Here is a 19,199-nt window from a genome sequence, read left to right as displayed (position 1 = left end):
TCTCGTCATTGCGAGCGCAGCGAAGCAATCCAGTCTGTCGCCGCGGAGGGATTTTCCGAATTGCTTCGCTGCGCTCGCAATGACGCGTTGTGAGATCAGCGCTGCGTCAAGAATCCCACCACCGCATCGGTGAACGCGTGCGGCTGCTCGACATTGGAAATGTGGGCGGCGTCGATGATGGTCATGCTCGCGCCGGGAATGCTCGAGCGGATCAATTCACCCGCCGAGATCGGCGTCGCCATGTCGTGGCGGCCGGCGATCACCAGCGTCGGGCTTTTGATCTTGGGCAGCAGCGCGCGCTGGTCGAGCGTCGACAGCGCCTCGCAGCAGGCGAGATAGCCCTCGACCGGGGTCGCAAGCAGCATCGACTTCATCCTGGCGGTGATGTCAGGCTCGCGCTCCCGGAAATCCTGGGTCAGCCAGCCGGCGATGACGGCGTCGGCGACTGCCGCGATGCCGCCTTTCTTCACCGCGTCGATGCGTTCCAGCCATTTGGTCGGCTCGGCATAATAGCAGGAGGTGTTGGCGAGGATGAGCTTGCCGAACCTGTCGGGCGCATTGGCGCCCAGCCATTGCCCGACCATGCCGCCCATCGACAGGCCGCACCAATGCACCTTCTCGATGTTGAGGTCGTCGAGGATCGCCAGCACGTCGCGGCCGAAGCGCTCCAGCGTATAGGGGGCGGGCGGCACGTTGGACTTGCCATGACCGCGGCGGTCGTAGCGAATGACGCGGAACACCTGCGTCAGCGCCTTCATCTGCGGCTCCCACATCTGCAGCGTGCAGCCGAGCGAGTTCGACAGCATCAGCGTCGGCCCGCCGTCGCGGCCCTCGACGGAGACGTTGATCAGGCAACCGTCGGCATCGATCATGGGCATGAGTTACTCCTCGTCATGCGCGGGCTTGACCCGCGCATCCATCCAAAAAGTGAATCTATCCAAGATGATGGATTGCCGGGTCAAGCCCGGCAGTGACATCAAGGGAGATCCAGTGAAGCGAGCAGCCGGTCGATCAGGACTTGGGAAACCCCTTGATAGGCCATCGGCTCGAACAATGCCGCAATTTTCTGGGACGTCAGATGCGCGGTAACTCGCGAATCGGCCGATAGCACGTCGCGCAGATGCTTCTTCTCGGCGACGGCGCGCTTGCTCGCGGCTTCGACGAGATGGTGCGCATCGCTCTTGCCGATCGTCTCGGCCAGCGCAAAGGTGACTGCTTCGGCCATGATCAGCCCGTGGGTCGCATCGAGATTGCTGCGCATGCGCGCGGCGTCGACGTCGAGGCCCTCCGCGATGTCCACGATCGCAGCGAGCGCGCCGGAGGTCACCAGCATCAATTGCGGCAGCGTCGGCCATTCCGCGTGCCACGGGCCGGCGCTGCGCTCGTGGTCCTGCACCTGCGCTGCAAAAATTGTCGCGGCCAGCTGCGGCGCCATGGTCGCGCAGCCCAATGCGCTTGCGGCCGCAACCGGGTTGCGCTTGTGCGGCATGGTCGAGGAGCCGCCGCGGCCTTCGCCGGCGGGCTCGAACGCCTCGGCGACGTCGGTCTGCATCAGCAGCGAGACGTCGCGCGCGATCTTGCCGCAGCTGCCGGCGAGAATCGCAAAGCCGGATGCGGCTTCCGCGATGCGGTCGCGATGGGTATGCCAGGGTGCCTCCGGCAGCGGCAGGTTCAGCTCCTGCGCCAGCCGTTCGCCCACCGCGAGCCCCTTGTCGCCGAGCGCGGCGAGCGTGCCGGCCGCGCCGCCGAATTGCAGCGCGAGGCCCTCGCGGGAGAGCCGCCGCAGGCGGCAGCGGGCGCGGGCGAGGCTTGCCGCATATTCGGCGGCCTTGAGGCCGAACGGCATCGGCAGCGCGTGCTGGAGCCAGGTCCGCGCCACCATCGCCGTGTTGCGATGGCTGCGCGCCAGTGCGGCAAAGCCCTTGATGGCACGGCTGAGGTCGGCGTCCAGCGCGTCGATGCCGGCGCGAAGCGCGAGCATGGTCGCGGTGTCGATGACGTCCTGGCTGGTCGCCCCCCAATGCACATAGCGTGCGGCCTCCGCGTCGGCCTTGCCGACATTGGCGGTCAGCGTCTTGACCAGGGGGATCGCGAGATTGCCGGATCGCGTCGCGGCCTCGGCCAGCGCGGCCATGTCGAAGGTATCGGCCTTGCACGCGGTTTCGATCGGGGCCGCCGCGGACGCCGGAATCACACCCATGGCCGCTTCGGCGCGCGCCAGGGCTGCCTCGAAATCGAGCATGTTCTGCAGGGTCGACCGGTCGTCGCAGACCGTGCGCATGGCCGCGCTCGACAGCATCGGCGCGAGAAGGGGGGACAGAGATGTGCTCATCTTGGGCGGGACCTAACCACCATGACCCGCCTGTGCCAATCCCAAACCATCCGCGCAAAGCCTTGTGCAGTTGCGAATATGCATTGCACATGATCGGGGTCCGCCCTTTCTTTTGCCGCCTCCCTGCGTTACTTGAGCTGCGCTATACTGACGTGATCCAAGCAAGATTCCCGGGAGGCACCCATGGCCATGACGATGAACGGCGAAGTCCAGCTTGCGGCGCCGCGCGAGGCCGTGTGGGAGAAGCTCAACAATCCCGAGGTGCTGAAGGCCTGCATCCCCGGCTGCGAGGAGCTGGAGAAGACCGAGGACGGCGGCTTTCGTGCGACCGCGAAAATGAAGGTCGGCCCGGTGTCGGCGCGCTTCAAGGGCAAGGTGACGCTCTCCGATCTCGACCCGCCGAACGGCTACAAGATTTCCGGCGAGGGCGAGGGCGGGGTGGCCGGCTTCGCCAAGGGCGGCGCTGTGGTCAAGCTTGCGGAGAAGGACGGCGGCACGCTTTTGTCCTACGAGGTCGAGGCCCAGATCGGCGGCAAGTTGGCGCAGCTCGGCCAGCGCCTGATCAACGGCACCGCCAAGAAACTGGCCGACGAATTTTTCGCGAACTTCGCCAAGGCGGTACAGGGCTGAAGGCTATCGCCTTTCGGTATGGCGCCTTGCGTTCCGGGTGATGTTGCCCCGGGGCATAATGGTCCATATGATGGGTTGGAATAATTATAAGAACCGCTTCGACGGGACCCGTCGGGGCGCTGATTAGAGAGTGCTTATGGCAAAAATCTCCCTCATCGTGAACGGCAATCCTGTCACGGCCAACGTCGATCCCCGCACCCTGCTGGTGCAGTTCCTGCGCGAGAATCTGCGCCTGACCGGCACCCATGTCGGCTGCGACACCTCGCAGTGCGGCGCCTGTGTCGTGCATCTCGACGGCAAGGCCGTGAAGTCCTGCACCACGCTGGCCGTGATGGCCGACGGCCACGAGGTCAAGACGATCGAGGGACTGGCCGCCGACGGCGCGCCGCTGCATCCGATGCAGGAGGCCTTCCGCGAGCACCATGGTCTGCAGTGTGGTTTCTGCACGCCCGGCATGATCATGACCGCGATCGACATCGTCCATCGCAAGGGCAACGAGCTCGACGACCACACCATCCGCGAGGAGCTGGAAGGCAATCTGTGCCGCTGCACCGGCTACCAGAACATCGTCGCCTCGATCTCCGCCGGCGCCAAGGCGATGGCGAAATCCGACCTCGCGTAACGCGCATCCCGCGATCAGGACATTCAGATGTACGAATTCAAATACCATCGCCCCGGGACCGTTCGGCAGGCCGCCAACCTCCTGGTGAAGAACGAAGACGCCAAGGTGATCGCCGGCGGCCACACGCTGATACCCGTCATGAAGCAGCGTCTCGCCAGCCCGCCGCATTTGGTCGACCTCTCCCATATCGAGGGACTGGGCACGATCGAGATGAAGGGCCGCTCGCTGGTGATCGGCGCCACCGCCAGGCATGCGGAGGTCGCAAGCTCGGCCATCGTCGGCGAAGCGATCCCGGCGCTGGCGAATCTTGCGAGCCAGATCGGCGATCCTGCCGTGCGCCACAAGGGCACGATCGGCGGCTCGCTCGCCAACAACGATCCGACCGCCGATTATCCGGCTGCGGTGCTCGCGCTCGGCGCCACCATTGTCACTAACAAGCGCCGCCTCAAGGCGGAGGAGTATTTCCAGGGCCTGTTCACGACGGCGCTGGAAGCCGACGAGATCATCACCAAGGTGATGTTCCCGCTGCCGAAGAAAGCGGCCTACATCAAGTTTCGCAACCAGGCTTCGCGTTACGCGCTGGTCGGCGTGTTCGTGGCTCGGCGTCCGTCGGATGTGCGGGTCGCCGTCACCGGTGCCGGCTCCGAAGGCGTGTTCCGCGTCGCCGCGTTCGAGGAAGCGCTGAAGAAGCGCTTCGCCGCCAAGGCGCTCGAGGGCATCGAGGTGCCCGCGGAAGGCCTCAACAGCGACATCCACGGCAGCGCCGAATATCGCGCACACCTGATCGGGGTGTTGACGCGCCGCGCTCTCGATGCCGCCAATGCCAAGGAATGAGCGGGCCGGATCGACTGGCCCGACACCTGCCCCCGGTAAGGGCTTAGCGAGACTGGCTCTTTCATGACTCTCACGGCCAATACTTCCGGGGCCTTGCCGGCATCGGTCGATGCGATGCTCGAACTCCTGACGTCGCGCGGCTACCTCGCGGAGCGGTCGCTGGCCACGGTGACCTATCTGTCGCTGCGCATGGGCCGGCCGCTGTTCCTGGAGGGCGAAGCCGGCGTCGGCAAGACCGAGATCGCGAAGGTGCTGTCGGCAGCGTTGGGGCGGAAGCTGATCCGCCTGCAATGCTACGAAGGCCTCGACGTCTCCTCGGCGGTCTACGAATGGAACAGCGCCGCGCAGATGATCGCGATCCGGATGGCGGAGGCCGCCGGCGACACCGACCGCGATCAGCTCTCGAGCGACATCTTCGCCGATCGCTACATGATCAAGCGGCCGCTGCTCCAGGCGCTGCAGCCCGACGTTGCCGGCCCGCCGGTGCTTCTGATCGACGAGCTCGACCGCGCCGACGAGGCGTTCGAGGCTTACCTCCTTGAAATCCTCAGCGACTTCCAGGTGACGATCCCCGAATTCGGCACCGTGAAGGCGCCGAGTCCGCCGATCGTGATCATCACCTCAAACCGCACCCGCGAGATCCACGACGCGCTGAAGCGGCGCTGTCTCTATCACTGGGTCGATTATCCCGCCGCCGAGCGCGAGCTCGCGATCGTCAAGTCGCGCGTGCCCGGCATCTCCGCGAAACTGTCGCAGCAGGTCGTGCGCTTCGTGCAGGCGCTGCGCAACCAGGATTTCTACAAATCGCCGGGCGTCGCCGAGACCATCGACTGGGCGACTGCTTTGTCCGAGCTCGACGCCCGCTCGCTGACCCCGCAAGTGGTCGGCGACACGCTGGGCGCGCTGCTCAAGTACCAGGACGACATCACCCGGATGCAGGGCGACACCCTGCAGAAGGTGCTGAAGGAAGCGACGAGCGAGGATTGATCTCGCGTCAAATCGAGTCCGTCATTTCGGGCTCGATGCTGCGCATCGCCCCGGAATGACGGGAAGATTGGTACGATCATGGCCATCAACCACCTTGCGCCCGAGCAAACCGAGCAGTTCGCCGACAACATCGTCGGCTTTGCCCGCGCGCTCCGCGCGGCCGGCATGCCGGTCGGGCCGGGCGCCGTCATCGATGCCATGAGCGCGCTGCAGGTGATCGACATCGGCAATCGCGCCGACGTATTCACCACGCTGGAGGCGATCTTCGTCAAGCGCCACGAGCATGCGCTGATCTTCAAGCAGGCCTTCAACCTGTTCTTCCGCGCCTCGGAAGAGTGGAAGCATATGCTGGATTCGGTGCCGCTGCCGGAACAGGCCAAGAAGAAGCCGCAGGCCGGCTCGCGCCGCGTGCAGGAGGCGATGTCGCAGCCGCGCATGACCGAGACGCCGCAGCACCAGGAGCAGGATCTGCGCCTGTCGGTCTCCGACAAGGAGATCCTTCAGAAGAAGGATTTTGCGCAGATGAGCGCGGCGGAGATCACCGAGGCGCTCCGCGCCGTCGAGCGGATGCGATTGCCGCAGGCCGAGCTTCTGACGCGCCGGCACCGGCCCGATCCGCGCGGGCTTCGCCTCGATCTGCGTCGCACCTTGCGCGCATCGCTCCGCACCGGCGGCGAAATCATCGACATCCATCGCCTCGGGCGGATCGAGAAGCCGGCGCCGATCGTCGCGCTGCTCGACATCTCGGGCTCGATGAGCGAGTATACCCGCCTGTTCCTGCATTTCCTGCACGCCATCGGGGACGCGCGAAAGCGCGTCTCGGTGTTCCTGTTCGGCACCCGGCTGACCAACGTCACCCGGGCGCTGCGGCAGCGTGATCCGGACGAGGCGCTCGCGAGCTGCTCGGCCTCGGTCGAGGACTGGGCCGGCGGCACGCGGATCTCGGCCTCGCTGCACAACTTCAACAAATTGTGGGCACGGCGCGTGCTCAGCCAGGGCGCCATCGTGCTGCTGATCTCCGACGGGCTGGAGCGGGAGGCCGATTCCAAGCTTGCCTTCGAGATGGACCGGCTGCACCGCTCCTGCCGGCGGCTGATCTGGCTCAACCCGCTGCTGCGGTTCGGCGGCTTCGAGGCCAAGGCGCAGGGCATCAAAATGATGCTCCCGCACGTTGACGAATTCCGCCCGGTACATAATTTGAGTTCGATCCAGGAGCTGATCGCCACGCTCTCCCGGCCACTGCCGCCGCATCACCGCAGCCTGATCCGCTCCGCAGCCTGAGAGGTCCACCATGCTCGATCGCGACGAGGATATCCTGAAGGCGGCGGAGGACTGGCAGAAGGCCGGCCGTGGCGTCGCGCTGGCGACCGTTGTCGAGACCTGGGGCTCCGCGCCGCGCCCGGCGGGCTCCAGCCTCGTCATCAACGACGAGGGCACGTTCCTGGGTTCGGTCTCCGGCGGCTGCGTCGAGGGTGCCGTGGTCACCGAGGCCATGGACGTGATCGAGAGCGGCAAGCCGAAAATGCTGGAGTTCGGCGTCGCCGACGAGACCGCCTGGAATGTCGGGCTGTCCTGCGGCGGAACCATTCGCGTCTTCGTCGAGAAAGTCGGTTAGCCGTGAAGCTCGATATCCTGCACGAACTCAATGCCGAGCGCGCCGCGCGCCGGCCGGTGATCCTGGTGACGGACACCGAGAGCGGCGAGCAGCGCCTGGTGAAGGCGAAGGATTTCGCGAAAGACCCGCTGGGCGCGGAGCTTGAAAAACAGCTTCGCATGGGCAAGAGCGCCAATGTCGAGGCCGGCGGCAAGAAGCTGTTCCTCAACGTCTACGCGCCCACGGCGAAGCTCGTCATCGTCGGCGCGGTCCATATCAGCCAGGCCCTGGCGCCGCTGGCGCGCTCGCTCGGCTATGACGTCACGGTCGTCGATCCGCGTACGGCCTTTGCAAGCCCCGAGCGCTTCCCCGACATTCCGCTGGTCGCGGAATGGCCCGAAACCGCGCTGCCGCCGCTCAACGTCGATGCCTACACCGCCTTCGTCGCAGTGACGCACGATCCCAAGATCGACGATCCCGCGCTGCTCCACGCCTTCGAGCGCAACTGCTTCTATATCGGCGCGCTCGGCTCGCGGAAGACGCATGCCAAACGCGGCGACCGGTTGAGGGCGCAAGGCGCCAGGGACAGCGACATCGCGCGCATCCACGCGCCCATTGGCCTTGCGATCGGCGCGGTCTCGCCGTCCGAGATCGCGGTGTCGATCATGGCCGAGATCACGGCGGTGCTTCGGCTACCACCCAAAGAAAAAGAAGAAGCGGCATGAAGTTCGGTCCGGCGAGCCCCAGGGATGCGATTGGCGGGGTGACCGTCCACACCCTGCGCCAGGGGCCGCTGGTGCTGAAGAAAGGCACGACGATCGGGCCGGCCGAGGTCGAGGCGCTGGAGCGCGCCGGCATCAAGGACGTCGTCGTGGTGCGGATGGAGGAGGGCGACGTCTCCGAGGATGTCGCGGCCGCCAGCATCGCGCTCGCCGTCGGCGGCGAAGGCATCCATGTCGAGCGCGCTTTCACCGGCCGCGCCAACCTGTTCGCCGCGCGCCCCGGCGTGCTGGTGATCGACCGCGCGGCGGTCGACCGCATCAACAACATCGACGAGGCCATCACCTTTGCGACGCTCACCGCCTTCAAGCCGGTGGTCGAGGGTGAGATGGTCGGCACCGTCAAGATCATTCCCTTTGGCGTCGAAGGAAGCTTGCGCGATGCCGCGGTGGAGGCGGCGGGCACGGACGTCCTGAAGGTCGCGCCTTACGTCATCAAGCGGGTCGGCGTGGTGTCGACGCTGCTGCCGGGCCTGTCCTCCAAGGTGATCGACAAGACGCTGCGCGTCACCGCCGAGCGGCTCGCGCCGGCCGGCGCCGGCATCATCGCGGAGCGGCGGGTCCAGCATGACGAGCATGCGCTGTCGGCCGCGATCAAGGAATTGCTCGGACTTGGCGCCGAGCTCGTCATCGTCTTCGGCGCGTCCGCGATCGCGGACCGGCGCGACGTGATCCCGGCGGCCGTCACCGGCATCGGCGGAGAGATCGAGCATTTCGGCATGCCGGTCGATCCGGGCAATCTGCTTCTGATCGCGCGTGCCGGCGGCGTGCCGGTGCTGGGCGCGCCGGGCTGCGCGCGCTCGCCGGTCGAGAACGGTTTTGATTGGGTGCTGATGCGGCTGCTTGCCGGCATCAAGGTGACGCGCGCCGAGCTGATGGGCATGGGCGTCGGCGGCCTCCTGATGGAGATCGTGACGCGGCCGCAGCCGCGCGCAAAGCCGGAGATCGAGGGTAACAGCCAGGTCGCCGCCATCGTGCTCGCGGCGGGCCGCTCGACCCGGATGGGCGGACCGAACAAGCTGCTCGCCGAGCTCGACGGCAAGAAGCTGGTGCGGATCGCGACCGAGCAGGCGCTGGCCTCGAAGGCTTCCGAGGTCATCGTCGTCACCGGCCATCAGATCGAGCTGGTCGAGCAGGCGCTGCAGGGCCTGAAGGTGCGGTTCGTCAAAAACCCCGATTTCGCCGGCGGCATCGCAAGCTCGGTCAAGGCCGGGATCGCGGCCGTGTCCGAGACCAGTGACGGCGCAGTCGTCTGTCTCGGCGACATGCCGCTGATCGATGCCGGCCTGATCGACCGCCTCATCGACGGCTTTGCACCGGACCGCGGCAACCTCATCGTCGTGCCCGTCAGCGAGGGCCGCCGCGGCAATCCCGTGCTGTGGTCGCGCCGCTTCTTCAGGGAGCTGATGACGCTCGACGGCGACATCGGCGCGCGGCACTTGATTGCCAAGCACACGGAAGCTGTGGCCGAAGTGCCGGTCGATGGCGAGAGCGCCTTCCTCGACATCGACACGCCGCAGGCGCTTGAAGCAGCGCGGCGGGGATGACGCTGCCGTAGGTGGGCAAAGGCGCGTAGCGCCGTGCCCACCATTTCTCCACATGATGATCCGCGATCGGTGGGTACGCTTCGCTTTGCCTACCCTACGAAGCACTTTCCAACGATTTCAACTCCCCGTTCACCATCTGGAAACGACCGCCGCTTAGAGTCGCTCCCACCTGCCTTGGGGGGAGGGGTTTTTCCATGGCTTCGACCATCGTCGCGCGCCGTTGCGCGATGTTTTTCTTTGCGCTGTCGGTTTGTGTGACGGGTGCCCGCCACATCACGGATGCGCATGCCGCCGGTGCGATTGCGGTCGGCAAGTGTGGCGCCTATGGCCAGGCGTTTGACTACGTCGCCGAACACGAGGCGCGCGCCGCGGCGCAGAAGCAGTGCAAGGGCGACTGCACGACCGTGACGATGAAGCGCGCCTGCGCCGCGATGTCGGTCGATCTGTCAAATCCTTGCGGCGCCTATGGCTATGCCGTCAAGCCGAAGATCTCGGCCTCTCTCAACGCCGCCACCCGCGAATGCTACAAATACGGCGGCAAGGAATGCGTGATCCGCGCCTGGGCCTGCGACGCCAAGGGTTGATTCCTCTTGCTGTCATTTCGGCGATGCGTAGCATCGAGTCCGGAATGACATTTGGGGAGTTGCATGCAGTTCGACACCAAGATCGCCGTCGTGATCCGCACCGATCTTCAGGCCTGGCAGAAGCTCAACGTCGCGGCCTTCCTCACCAGCGGCATCGCCGCGGCCTTTCGGGAATGCATCGGCGAGCCCTATGAGGACGCCACGGGGACCAAATATCAGGCGCTGATCGGCCAGCCGATCCTGATCTACGGCGCCGACGGTCCCGCATTGACGCGCGCGCTCGATCGCGCGCTCACGCGCAACGTGACGCCTGCGGTCTACACCGAGGACATGTTCAGGACCACGCACGACGCCGCCAATCGCGAGGCGGTGAAAGCGGTGGCACGCACTGACCTCAATCTCGTCGGCATCGCCATGCGCGCCGAGCGCAAGGTGATCGACAAGATCGTCGACGGGCTGAAGTTCCATAGCTGACGGCGCTTGGCGCTGTGCCGTCAGCGCGTTGTCATTGTTGAGCCTGCCTGCGCAAACTTTGTGCTGTTTGACTCCCATCAAGGGAGCGCTGCGCGGGCCTCGCTAGTCTGCATCCGCAATGCAACGGAGCAGACCAATGCCGACCATGAAAGCCGCCATCGTCAGACAGTTCGGCAAGCCGCTGGCGATCGAGGACGTGCCGGTGCCGCAGCCCGGTCCCGGCGAAGTCCTGGTCAAGGTGAAAGCGTGCGGCGTCTGCCACACCGATCTGCACGCCGCCTCCGGCGACTGGCCGGTGAAGCCGGTGCCGCCCTTCATCCCCGGTCACGAGGTCGCCGGCATCGTCGCGGCCCTGGGGCCCGGCGTGAAAAACCTGAAGGTCGGCGATGCCGTCGGCGTCGCGTGGCTGCACGACGCCTGCATGTCCTGCGAATATTGCGAGACCGGTTGGGAAACGCTGTGCGAGCACCAGCACAACACCGGCTACAGCGTGAACGGCGGCTTTGCCGAATATGTCATCGCCTCCGCCGCCTTCGCTGCAAAGCTGCCGGCGACGGTCGATTTTGCCGCCATTGCGCCGATCCTGTGCGCGGGCGTCACCACCTACAAGGGATTGAAGGAGACCGAGGCAAGGCCCGGCGAGTGGGTCGTCATCTCAGGCGTCGGCGGGCTCGGCCATGTTGCTGTCCAGTATGCCAAGGCGATGGGACTCAAGGTCGCCGCCGTCGATATCGCCGAGGACAAGCTTGTGCTCGCGCGCGAGTCGGGCGCCGATCTTGCGGTGAACGCGCTTGCTGGCGATGCGGTGGACAAGGTGCTGGCGGCAACCGGGGGCGGGGCCCATGGCGTGCTGGTGACCGCGGTATCGACCGCCGCCTTCGCCCAGGCGCTGAAGATGGTCCGGCGGAAGGGCACCGTCAGTCTCGTCGGCCTGCCGCCGGGCGAATTCCCGACGCCGATCTTCGACGTCGTGCTCAAGCGGATCACCGTGCGCGGCTCGATCGTCGGCACGAGGCGGGATCTCGACGAGGCCATCGCGTTCGCCGCCGACGGCAAGGTCAAGGCCGAGGTGACGAAGGTACCGCTTGCGCAAATCAACGACGTATTCGACCGGATGAAGGCCGGCAAGATCGACGGCCGCATGGTGCTGGATTTTGGCTAAAGCGTTTTCGAGCGAAGTGGATACCGGTTCGCGTCAAGAAAACGCGTCAACTCACCCAGGCGGCATGCCGGCGAATTTCGGCAGGTCGGGATCGAGACGATCCCAATCATGTCCGCGCGCGGCGTAAGTGACGACTTGCGGCTTGTAGCGGGCGGGCTCGTCGAGGCTTGCGGCGCGGATCGTGAAGATGTCTGGCATTGCGGCGAAGGTCATATAGACCGGCAGGCCGCATTGAATGCAGAAGCCGCGCGTCTTCACGTTGCCGCTGTCGCCGACCATGTCCCAGTGCCTGGCCTCACCCGTCACCGTGACACCGGCGCGCGCGAAGGTGATGTACGAACCGTGGCCGCTGCCGCTTTCCCGCTGGCAGTCCCGGCACTGGCAGTGATTGCTGAACAGCGGCTCACTGGCAATCGAATAGCGGATCGTGCCGCAGGCGCAGCCGCCGGTATAGGGATTGTCCATCGTGACGCCTCTTCACTTGCCTTCGCCGGTGACGGCATCGAGCCGCTGCATCACCTTGACCCAACCGTCGCTCATGTTTTGATAAGCGGTGTCGTTCTTCGGCGTTACGAAGCCCGAATGCACAACACTCACGCGCGTCCCTGCTTCGACCGGCGTGAGGGACCAGGTAACGACGGTGTCGAGTGCCGAGCCGTAGCCGGTATTGCCCGCGTCGCCGCCCTTCCAGGCGTAGGCGAGGCGCCGGTTCGGTACGACCTCGAGAACGCGGCAATGGATCGTGCCGTCCCATGCGCCGGCCGGATTGGTCTTGAAGGTGAAAGTGTTGCCTTCGACGGCCTCGAAACCGGACGGCGGCATCAGCCAGCGCGCAACGAGCTGGGCGCTGGTCAGCGCTTTCCAGATCGTCTCCGTTGCGTGAGGGAAGACCTCGTCGATGACGATGTCGCGAAAGTTTTCCTGGGTCTCGGCTTTCAATTCGGCTGCACTCACGGATCGATCTCCTTCAAGAGGTCACGCAGATTCTGGAAACGCTCGCGCCAGAACACGCCGTAATGGTCCATCCAGGTGACCAGAGGCTCGAGTCCTTGCGGCGCGGCGCGGTAATAGACATTGCGGCCCTCGGCGCGCTCGGCGACGAGGCCGGCCTGCCTGAGGGACTTCAGGTGCTGCGAGATCGCGCCCTGGGTCACGCCGCTGCCGCGCGTCAGTTCGGCAACGCTGATCTCCTTGCTCTCGAACACGCGCTCGAACACCGCGCGGCGGGTGGGATCGGCGAGGGCGCGCATCACGGTGGTGACGGCATTCGGGGCTGCTTCGATCATGTCAACAAATTAGCGAAGGCTAATGCATTAGTCAATGCTAATTCGTCTCAGTCTTCGGATATCCGATTCTGCAATTGACAATGACTGACTAGTCAGTCAGATATGAGAAATGACAAAGAAGCCCGTCACACCACCTGCTAGGGACCGTTCGCCCGACGCTGACCGGGAGGCTGCCGCCCCCGCCTCGAACCGCGCCATTCGCGCGGCGGAGCGGCGCACGGCGATCGTGGACGCCGCGATGGAGGAATTCATCGCGCGCGGCTTTGCCGCGACGCGGCTCGACGACATCGCCAAGCGCGCCGGTGTCGCCAAGGGCACCATCTACCTGCACTTCAAGGACAAGGAATCGATGTTCGAGGAACTGGTGCGCACGGTGATCGTGCCGGTGGTGGAGAAGCTGAATGCACTGCCGCTGCCGGCGGGCTCGGTGCGCGATCTCGTCGAGGCGTTTGCCGGCAACTTCCTGAAAGAGGTGATCGGCACAAGGCGCGGCGATCTCGTGCGCCTGATCGTGGCGGAGGGGCCGCGCTTTCCGTCCGTGGCCGACTTCTACTACCGCGAGGTCGTCTCGCGCGGGATCGCCGGCATGCGCGCACTGATCGAGCTCGGCATTGCCCGCGGCGAGATCCGCGAGAAGGACCTCGCGCGCTATCCGCAGATCCTGGTCGCGCCCGCGATGATCGCGGTGATCTGGCAGAGCCTGTTCGAGCGGCACGCGCCGCTCGACGCGCAGGACATGCTGCGTGTCCATCTCGATTTGATCTTTGGCGAACGGAGCACGACATGACGCCGTCGCAGAACATCTCTCACCTCATCCTGAGGAGCGCGGAACGCGCGTCTCGAAGATTGCAGGCCCGGCTGTGGCTCCTCGCCCTTCGAGACGCCGCTTTGCGGCTCCTCAGGGTGAGGGTTCGACAGCAGTATCTGCCGCGCCTCTGTTCGATCGTGGTTCTGGTGCTCGCAACCGGCCTTGCCGGCTGCAAGGAGAAGCGCGATGCCGGTTTCCAGGGCTGGGTCGAGGCCGACATGATCTATGTCAGCCCGGACGAATCGGGCCGGGTGACGAAGCTCGGCGTCCGCGAAGGAGACGAGGTCAAGGTCGGCGATAACCTTTATTCCGTCGACGACGATCTTCAACTCGCCGACCTCAACCAGAACAAGGCGACGCTGGCGAATGCGCAGCAGACCTATGACCGCGCGGCCTCGCTGAGCAAGACCGGCTCGGGCACCCAGGCCAATCTCGATTCCGCGGTGTCGGCCTTGCGCGTTGCCGAGGCACGGGTGGCGACCTCGGAGACGCGGATGGCGCGGCGCAAGGGTTTTGCGCCCGTCGCCGGTACCATCCAGCAGATCTATTTCCGCGAGGGCGAGATGGTGGCGGCGCAGCGGCCGGTGCTCTCGATCATGCCGCCCGGCAACATGAAGCTGCGCTTCTTCGTGCCCGAGACCGAGCTTCCGAAGCTTGCGATCGGCGACACGGTGCGGGTCGTTTGCGACAATTGCGCCGCCGATCTCACCGCAAAGATCTATTTCATCGCGACCTCGGCCGAATACACCCCGCCTGTCATCTACAGCCTCGATGAACGCAGCAAGCTCGTCTATCTGATCCAGGCGCGACCCTCGCGCCCGGACGCCCTGCGGGTGGGACAGCCGATCGACGTCCATCTCAATCCAAAGACTCCGGTGGCGGACAAGCGATGAACGGCGGCAACGGCATCGCGATCGACGTCAAGGGCCTGACCAAATCGTTCGGCGGCCGCGAGGTCGTGCACGATCTGTCGATGCAGGTGAAACGCGGCTCGATCTACGGCTTCCTCGGCCCGAACGGTTCGGGCAAGACCACGACCATCCGCATCCTCTGCGGCCTGCTCACGCCCGACAGCGGCGAGGGCACCTGCCTCGGCTACGATATTCGCCGTGATGCCGAGAAGATCAAGCGCCAGGTCGGCTACATGACCCAGCGCTTCAGCCTCTATCAGGATCTCTCTGTCCGCGAGAATCTCGAATTCGTCGCGCGACTCTATGGATTGGCCGATGCGCGCGGCGCCGCGCGCGACATGATCAAACGGCTCGGGCTCTCGGGCCGCGAGGAGCAGCTTGCGGGCGAACTCTCCGGCGGCTGGAAGCAGCGGCTGGCGCTGGGCGCATGCACGCTGCCCAGTCCGAAATTGCTGCTGCTGGACGAGCCGACCGCCGGCGTCGATCCCAAGGCGCGGCGCGATTTCTGGAACGAGATCCATGCGCTCGCCGCCGACGGTCTCACCGTGCTGGTCTCGACCCACTACATGGACGAGGCCGAGCGCTGCCACGAGATCGCCTATATCGCCTATGGCCATCTGCTGGTGCACGGCACCGTCGAGGAGGTGATCGCGAAATCCGCGCTGACGACCTACACCGTGACGGGCGAGGATCTGAACGGTCTCACCGCCGCGCTCACCGGCAAGCCGGGCGTCGACATGGTCGCGCCGTTCGGCACCTCCTTGCACGTTTCAGGACGCGACGTCGCCGCGCTCGAAGCCAGCATCGCACCATGGCGCGAGAAAAGCGGGCTGCACTGGCACAAGACGTCGCCGTCACTGGAGGACGTGTTCATCGAATTGATGAGCCGTTCCAAGGATAATTTCCAATGAGCGCCGTCGATCGTCCCTCTCCATTGCACGAGCTCCGGGAGCGTTTCGGCTTCTGGAGGCGCTCCTATGCGATGCTGATCAAGGAGTTCATCCAGCTCAGGCGCGACCGCGTGTCGTTCGCGATGATCGTGATGCTGCCGGTGATGCAGCTCCTCCTGTTCGGCTATGCCATCAACACCACGCCGCACAATCTGCCCAGCGCGGTGCTGCTCCAGGAGGACTCCGATCTCGCCCGCTCGATCCTGAAGGCGCTGGAGAACACCGCCTATTTCCGCTTCATCTACGAGGTGCACGACGTCGACGATTTCGACAATTTGCTGAAGTCCGGCAAGGTGCTGTTCGGCGTCGAGATTCCGCGCGGCTTCGAACGGGCGGTGCGGCGCGGCGACAAGCCGGCGCTGCTGGTCGCGGCCGACGCCACCGATCCGGTCGCGGCGAGCGCGGCGATGGGATCGCTCGGCATGCTGGTGCAGACCGCGCTCAAGCACGATCTCTATATCGGCGATCCCCCGGAGATGCCCTTCGAGATCCGCGCGCATGCCCGCTACAATCCGGCCGCCGTCTCCAGCCTCAACATCGTGCCGGGGCTCGTCGGCACCATCCTGACCATGACCATGCTGATCTTCACCGCGCTCTCGGTCACGCGCGAGATCGAGCGCGGCACCATGGAGAGCCTGCTGTCGATGCCGATCAGGCCGGTCGAGGTGATGTTCGGCAAGATCATCCCTTACGTGCTGGTCGGCTTCTTGCAGGCGTTCCTCATCATCGGCATCGGCGTCGGCCTGTTCGGAGTGCCCGTGCTCGGCAACCTGTTCCTGCTGGCGCTGCTATCGACCCTGTTCATCACCACCAACCTGGCGATCGGCTACACGATCTCGACGCTGGTGCAGAACCAGCTCCAGGCGATGCAGATGTCGATGATGTTCTTCCTGCCGAGCATTCTGCTGTCCGGCTTCATGTTCCCGTTCGCGGGGATGCCGGCCTGGGCGCAATATCTCGGCGAATGCCTGCCGCTGACGCATTACTTGCGCATCGTCCGCGCCATCATGCTGAAGGGCGCGGGCATGCAGAATTTGCAGTTCGACACGCTGGCGCTGGCGACCCTGATGCTGCTCGCCATGACCGTCGCCGTGACGCGCTTCCGCCGCACGCTGGATTGAGGCAAGATGCCCCCGGAATCGAGGGGCAGATGGCCAGGTTTGCGAGCAGGAAGACGCGGCAGCATGCCGTGCTATCGGGCGATTTCGAGCGCGAGCTGACGCGGGAAGTGCTTCGCACCGAGCTGTTGCGGGTGCGGACGCTGATCCTGACGGGCTGCGTCATGACCGTGTCTCTCACCGCCATCTATCTGATCGATCCAGTCGTCGTGAACCGGGTCTGGCGCGGGACGGAAGGGCTTGCCGAGGTCTACGGCCTGCTCGTCGGTTTCATCCTGTTCGAGGTCTGGGTCCACACTCAGATAAGGAAGAACCTCCGGCTCGATCGCGACCTGCCGGTGACCCGGCGCTATATCGGTGCGCTGATTGAGACGTCGCTGCCGACGGTGATCCTGATCCTGCAGATCCGGACCATCGGCGCGAGCCAGGCGCTCGGCTTCGCCGTACCGCTGATGTACTTCATCTTCATCATTCTCTCGACCCTGCGACTCGATTTTCGGCTCTCGACCTTCACCGGCTTTATCGCCGCGGCTGAACTGCTCGTCGTGGCGCTGATTTACGATCCCGCCAGCGGCGCCGGCGAGCCGCAGGCCTATTTCCACGCGGTGCGCAGCACCATCATCCTGGTCTGCGGCGTGCTCGCGGGCGCGGTCGGCGCGCAACTCCGGCGCCAATTCGCGGCGAGCATTGCCGCGGCCACCGCGCGCGACCGGGTGACGAACTTGTTCGGCCAGCACGTTTCACCTCAGGTGGTCGAGCGGCTGATGGCGGCGGGCACCAGCGCGGCCGGCGACCTGCGCCGCGTCGCCGTGATGTTCGTCGATTTTCGCGGCTTCACCGCCGGCGCACAGTCGCGCACCCCGCAGGAGGTGGTCGACCGGCTCGACGGCGCCTTCGCGGTGCTGGTCGACATCCTCGACCGCCAGGGCGGCATCGTGAACAAGTTTTTGGGCGACGGCTTCCTCGCGCTGTTCGGTGCGCCGCTGGAGGCCTCCGATGCCGCGCATCGCGCGGTCGCCGCGGGCCGCGAGATGCTGACCGCGATGGATCGCATCAATGCAAAGACGAGTTGGCCGCTCAGAATCGGCATCGGCATTCATTTCGGCGAGGTCGTCGCCGGCAACATCGGCTCGCCCCGGCGCAAGGAATACACCGTCATTGGCGACACCGTGAACTTCGCCTCGCGGCTGGAGGCGCTGAACAAGGAGTTCGGCTCGCAGTTCCTGATCTCCGCGTCGGTGCGCGAGGTGCTGGGCGACGACGGCAAGGATGCCGTCGCGCTGGGCGAGGTCGAGGTGCGCGGCTACGAGCAGAAGGTCGCGGTGTTTCAACTGGGGTAGCGCGCGTTCAAATGCGAGTCGCGGTTCGTTGAAGCAGGTCGCGTTCCGTTGAAGGCGCGTGATGAAATATCCCTGCTAGCTTTGGCGTCTTGCACTGTGGAAGCCGAAACGTCTCGGCGTCCCTTTGTCACCTGGAGAAAGCCAATGACTAGATTGCCCTTTATTGCGGCCGCCCTGATCGCCGCCGCCGTCACCCAGACCGAGGCCGCAGCCGCGCGCGACATCGCCCCGCGGCGTGCCGCGACCCAGGCGATGGCGGACTGCGTCAGAGCTCCGGCGGTGGGCGCGTATGCCACTGCGCCCTACAAGCAGCCGCCTTGCCTGCCGAGCACGACGTACTCGTACGCGTACTAACGATCGGGGCAGACGACGCCGGGCTGGTGAAGTTCGCCGGTCCGGCGTCCGCCGGAGGTATTTACGTAGCGCTTGACTCGGTTGTCATCTAGTCATCTATATGACTATATGAATTCAGCTCCGCGCGACGACCGCCTGCCACGCTACCAGCGCCTGCGCGACGACCTCGCCGCGCGGATCAACCGCAATGAATGGCGGCCGGGCGAGCCGATCCCGTCGGAGGCCGAGTTGGCTGCGCATTACGGCGTTGCGATCGGTACCGTGCGCAAGGCAATCGACCAGCTCGTCGCGGATACCGTGCTGGAACGGCAGCAGGGCCGCGGCACGTTCGTGCGCCGCGCGCGCTTCAACTCCTCGCTGTTCCGCTTCTTCCGCTTCCAGTCCGAAAGCGGCGAGCGGCGCGTACCGAAGAGCCGCATCATCAGGCGCAAGAGCGTGCCGGCGACCTCGGCTGTCGCGTCCGCGCTGCGCATTCCGGTCGGCGAGCCCGTGATCAGCCTGTCGCGCCTGCGGTTGATCGACGATGTGCCGCTGCTCGCCGAAGAGATATGGCTGCAGCAGTCGCGCTTCGCGCCGATCCTTCAGATCGACACCGCCGAATTCGGCGACCTCCTGTATCCGCTCTACGAGGAGCGCTGCGGCGAGATCGTTGTCTCCGCCGAGGAAATTCTGACGGTCGAGACCGCCAACGAGATGCAGGCGCGCCTGCTCAGGCTCGAGGCCCATGCGCCGCTGATCGTGATCGAGCGCCTCGCGCTCGACCTCGAGCGACGGCCGATCGAATGGCGCCGGTCGCGCGGGCCGGCCGACCGCTTCCGCTACCACGCCGAGATCAGGTGAAGCGGCCTTTCAACGACATCAACAAATAAACGAGTACAGGGGGAAAC

General features: G+C 65.4%; 23 protein-coding genes. 18 read left to right on the top strand and 5 right to left on the bottom strand.

Annotated features, from left to right (window positions below; all coding sequences use genetic code 11):
* Positions 1–95: 95 nt before the first annotated feature.
* Together pcaD and JQ572_RS23535 are read right to left on the bottom strand one after the other, a co-directional pair.
* Positions 96–878, bottom strand: coding sequence for a 3-oxoadipate enol-lactonase (pcaD, locus tag JQ572_RS23540; RefSeq protein ID WP_211385198.1), 783 nt, complete (start codon positions 876–878; stop codon positions 96–98).
* A 98-nt stretch (positions 879–976) separates the two neighbouring features.
* Positions 977–2,332: a 3-carboxy-cis,cis-muconate cycloisomerase gene (locus tag JQ572_RS23535; RefSeq protein WP_211385197.1), complete on the bottom strand. Its 1,356-nt coding sequence runs from the start codon at positions 2,330–2,332 to the stop codon at positions 977–979.
* Between the two features lie 183 nt (positions 2,333–2,515).
* On the opposite strand from JQ572_RS23535, the gene JQ572_RS23530 reads away from it, so the two are divergent.
* From JQ572_RS23530 to adhP, 11 genes are all read left to right on the top strand, one after another.
* The gene (locus JQ572_RS23530; RefSeq protein WP_211385196.1) at positions 2,516–2,962 is read left to right on the top strand and encodes an SRPBCC family protein; all 447 of its coding nucleotides are present in this window, start codon (positions 2,516–2,518) and stop codon (positions 2,960–2,962) included.
* A gap of 136 nt (positions 2,963–3,098) precedes the next feature.
* The gene (locus JQ572_RS23525; RefSeq protein ID WP_008137528.1) at positions 3,099–3,584 is read left to right on the top strand and encodes a (2Fe-2S)-binding protein; all 486 of its coding nucleotides are present in this window, start codon (positions 3,099–3,101) and stop codon (positions 3,582–3,584) included.
* Positions 3,585–3,611: 27 nt separating this feature from the next.
* A complete protein-coding gene (locus tag JQ572_RS23520) occupies positions 3,612–4,418 on the top strand; it encodes an FAD binding domain-containing protein (RefSeq protein WP_211385195.1) in 807 nt (268 codons plus the stop codon).
* 63 nt (positions 4,419–4,481) lie between these two features.
* Positions 4,482–5,405, top strand: a complete 924-nt coding sequence (locus tag JQ572_RS23515; protein WP_211385194.1) for an AAA family ATPase — start codon at positions 4,482–4,484, stop codon at positions 5,403–5,405.
* 78 nt (positions 5,406–5,483) lie between these two features.
* Positions 5,484–6,686: a vWA domain-containing protein gene (locus JQ572_RS23510; RefSeq protein WP_211385193.1), complete on the top strand. Its 1,203-nt coding sequence runs from the start codon at positions 5,484–5,486 to the stop codon at positions 6,684–6,686.
* A gap of 10 nt (positions 6,687–6,696) precedes the next feature.
* The gene (locus JQ572_RS23505) at positions 6,697–7,020 is read left to right on the top strand and encodes an XdhC family protein (RefSeq protein ID WP_008564652.1); all 324 of its coding nucleotides are present in this window, start codon (positions 6,697–6,699) and stop codon (positions 7,018–7,020) included.
* 2 nt (positions 7,021–7,022) lie between these two features.
* Entirely contained in the window at positions 7,023–7,724 is a 702-nt protein-coding gene (locus tag JQ572_RS23500) for an XdhC family protein (protein WP_211385192.1), read from the top strand.
* Positions 7,721–9,325, top strand: a complete 1,605-nt coding sequence (locus tag JQ572_RS23495; RefSeq protein WP_211385191.1) for an NTP transferase domain-containing protein — start codon at positions 7,721–7,723, stop codon at positions 9,323–9,325. The genes JQ572_RS23500 and JQ572_RS23495 overlap by 4 nt, the downstream gene beginning before the upstream one ends.
* 194 nt (positions 9,326–9,519) lie before the next feature.
* Complete coding sequence (locus JQ572_RS23490; protein ID WP_211385190.1) at positions 9,520–9,909, top strand: DUF4189 domain-containing protein; 390 nt, start codon at positions 9,520–9,522, stop codon at positions 9,907–9,909.
* 63 nt (positions 9,910–9,972) lie between these two features.
* The gene (locus JQ572_RS23485; protein ID WP_211385189.1) at positions 9,973–10,383 is read left to right on the top strand and encodes a DUF2000 family protein; all 411 of its coding nucleotides are present in this window, start codon (positions 9,973–9,975) and stop codon (positions 10,381–10,383) included.
* Between the two features lie 136 nt (positions 10,384–10,519).
* Complete coding sequence (adhP, locus tag JQ572_RS23480) at positions 10,520–11,545, top strand: alcohol dehydrogenase AdhP (RefSeq protein WP_211385188.1); 1,026 nt, start codon at positions 10,520–10,522, stop codon at positions 11,543–11,545.
* Positions 11,546–11,596: 51 nt separating this feature from the next.
* Here the strand turns inward: adhP and JQ572_RS23475 are convergent, their stop codons facing one another.
* Genes JQ572_RS23475 through JQ572_RS23465 form a run of 3 tightly spaced genes read right to left on the bottom strand, consistent with a single transcriptional unit; the run spans position 11,597 to position 12,831 of the window.
* On the bottom strand, positions 11,597–12,010 hold the full coding sequence (locus JQ572_RS23475) for a GFA family protein (protein WP_211385187.1): 414 nt from the start codon (positions 12,008–12,010) through the stop codon (positions 11,597–11,599).
* Between the two features lie 12 nt (positions 12,011–12,022).
* Entirely contained in the window at positions 12,023–12,499 is a 477-nt protein-coding gene (locus tag JQ572_RS23470) for an SRPBCC family protein (RefSeq protein WP_211385186.1), read from the bottom strand.
* Positions 12,496–12,831, bottom strand: a complete 336-nt coding sequence (locus tag JQ572_RS23465; protein ID WP_211385185.1) for an ArsR/SmtB family transcription factor — start codon at positions 12,829–12,831, stop codon at positions 12,496–12,498. The genes JQ572_RS23470 and JQ572_RS23465 overlap by 4 nt, the downstream gene beginning before the upstream one ends.
* Positions 12,832–12,940: 109 nt before the next feature.
* Between JQ572_RS23465 and JQ572_RS23460 the strand changes: the two genes are divergently transcribed.
* The 7 genes from JQ572_RS23460 to JQ572_RS23430 all read left to right on the top strand — a co-directional run bounded on the left by JQ572_RS23460 (position 12,941) and on the right by JQ572_RS23430 (position 19,152).
* Positions 12,941–13,618, top strand: a complete 678-nt coding sequence (locus JQ572_RS23460) for a TetR/AcrR family transcriptional regulator (RefSeq protein ID WP_249129214.1) — start codon at positions 12,941–12,943, stop codon at positions 13,616–13,618.
* Entirely contained in the window at positions 13,615–14,532 is a 918-nt protein-coding gene (locus JQ572_RS23455; RefSeq protein ID WP_249129211.1) for an HlyD family secretion protein, read from the top strand. The genes JQ572_RS23460 and JQ572_RS23455 overlap by 4 nt, the downstream gene beginning before the upstream one ends.
* Positions 14,529–15,461 (top strand): ABC transporter ATP-binding protein, encoded by a 933-nt coding sequence (locus JQ572_RS23450; protein ID WP_211385184.1) that lies wholly within the window; start codon positions 14,529–14,531, stop codon positions 15,459–15,461. The genes JQ572_RS23455 and JQ572_RS23450 overlap by 4 nt, the downstream gene beginning before the upstream one ends.
* Positions 15,458–16,621: an ABC transporter permease gene (locus tag JQ572_RS23445; RefSeq protein WP_211385183.1), complete on the top strand. Its 1,164-nt coding sequence runs from the start codon at positions 15,458–15,460 to the stop codon at positions 16,619–16,621. The genes JQ572_RS23450 and JQ572_RS23445 overlap by 4 nt, the downstream gene beginning before the upstream one ends.
* Before the next feature lie 29 nt (positions 16,622–16,650).
* Positions 16,651–17,958 (top strand): adenylate/guanylate cyclase domain-containing protein, encoded by a 1,308-nt coding sequence (locus JQ572_RS23440; RefSeq protein ID WP_211385182.1) that lies wholly within the window; start codon positions 16,651–16,653, stop codon positions 17,956–17,958.
* 144 nt (positions 17,959–18,102) lie between these two features.
* Positions 18,103–18,312 carry a hypothetical protein gene (locus JQ572_RS23435; protein WP_211385181.1) on the top strand — a complete coding sequence of 70 codons (210 nt, stop codon included), beginning with the start codon at positions 18,103–18,105 and terminating at the stop codon, positions 18,310–18,312.
* Between the two features lie 108 nt (positions 18,313–18,420).
* The gene (locus JQ572_RS23430) at positions 18,421–19,152 is read left to right on the top strand and encodes a GntR family transcriptional regulator (protein WP_211385180.1); all 732 of its coding nucleotides are present in this window, start codon (positions 18,421–18,423) and stop codon (positions 19,150–19,152) included.
* The last annotated feature ends 47 nt before the right edge of the window (positions 19,153–19,199 follow it).

Source organism: Bradyrhizobium sp. SZCCT0153, from assembly GCF_018129995.1.
Classification (GTDB): domain Bacteria; phylum Pseudomonadota; class Alphaproteobacteria; order Rhizobiales; family Xanthobacteraceae; genus Bradyrhizobium; species Bradyrhizobium japonicum_G.
The sequence above is the reverse complement of the archived record's forward strand: the minus strand, read 5'-3'. Positions and strand labels throughout refer to the sequence as shown.